This window comes from Pseudoalteromonas luteoviolacea DSM 6061, assembly GCF_001625655.1.
In the GTDB taxonomy this organism is placed as follows: Bacteria; Pseudomonadota; Gammaproteobacteria; order Enterobacterales; family Alteromonadaceae; genus Pseudoalteromonas; species Pseudoalteromonas luteoviolacea.
Genome location: NZ_AUYB01000014.1, coordinates 1 through 1,366, shown reverse-complemented (window position 1 = coordinate 1,366; position 1,366 = coordinate 1). Strand labels below are relative to the sequence as shown.

At 48.0% G+C, this 1,366-nt stretch carries 1 protein-coding gene; it reads left to right on the top strand.

The window, feature by feature from the left end; translation table 11 throughout:
- The coding region (locus N475_RS01185; protein ID WP_155732515.1) for an SdrD B-like domain-containing protein at positions 1-1,366 on the top strand (1,366 nt) is incomplete at both ends.

The following is a 1,366-nucleotide window of genomic DNA, read 5'->3' as shown; positions in this document are numbered from 1 at the left end:
TGCAGACTCAGCGCTGAATAATATCAGCATCAAACTAACCGGTACCGACAAATACGGCCAAGCGGTTGAGTTAACCACCACCACTAATGCCCAAGGTGACTTTAGCTTTACAGGCCTAATCGAGTCTAATGCCGATGGCTACACTCTTGTGCAAACCCCTTCGAGCGAATATCAAACCGGCAAGCGCTATATTGGTAGTGGTTTGGGCGCAGTAAGTAACATCGCTAAGGTTGTGGTTGGCAAAGAGCCAACGCCAGCGATCCGCTTTACAGAAAAGCCAAAAGCGGGCGATAAGTCTGTTTCGGGTAAGGTGTTCTTCGATGTGGATCAAGATGGTAGCTTGGATCCTGCAGACTCAGCGCTGAATAACATCAGTATCAAACTAACAGGCACTGACAAATATGGCCAAGCGGTTGAGTTAACCACCACCACTAATGCCCAAGGTGACTTTAGCTTTACAGGCCTAATCGAGTCTAATGCCGATGGCTACACCGTTGTGCAAACCCCTTCGAGCGAATACCAAACCGGCAAGCGCTATATTGGTACAGAAGCGGGTGCAGTAAGTAACACCGCCAAGGTTGTGGTTGGCACAGAGCCAACGCCAGCGATCCGCTTTACAGAAAAGCCAAAAGCGGGCGATAAGTCTGTTTCGGGTAAGGTGTTCTTCGATATTGATCAAAATGGTGTGATCGATCCGGTTGATGCTGTATTGAATAACATCAGTATCAAACTAACGGGTACCGACAAATATGGCCAAGCGGTTGAGCTAACCACCACCACTGACGCCCAAGGTGACTTTAGCTTTACTGGGTTAATTGAGTCTAATGCCGATGGCTACACAATTGTGCAAACCCCTTCGAGCGAATATCAAACTGGTAAGCGTTATATTGGTAGTGGTTTGGGCGCATTAAGTAACACCGCTAAGGTTGTGGTTGGCATAGAGCCCACGCCAGCGATCCGCTTTACCGAGAAACCAAAAGCGGGCGATAAGTCTGTTTCGGGTAAGGTGTTCTTCGATGTGGATCAAAACGGTGTGATCGATCCGGTTGATTCAGCATTGAATGCCGTCAGCATCAAACTAACCGGTACCGACAAATATGGCCAAGCGGTTGAACTTACCACCACCACTGACGCCCAAGGTGACTTTAGCTTTGTAGAGTTAATTGAGTCTAATGCCGATGGCTACACCCTTACACAAACCCCTTCAACCGAATATCAAACCGGTAAGCGTTATATAGGTACAGAATCGGGCGTGGTAAGTAATACCGCAAAGGTTGTGCTTGGCACAGAGCCCACGCCAGCGATCCGCTTTACTGAAAAACCAAAATCAGGTGATAAAAGCGTATCGGGTAAGGTGTTCTTCGAT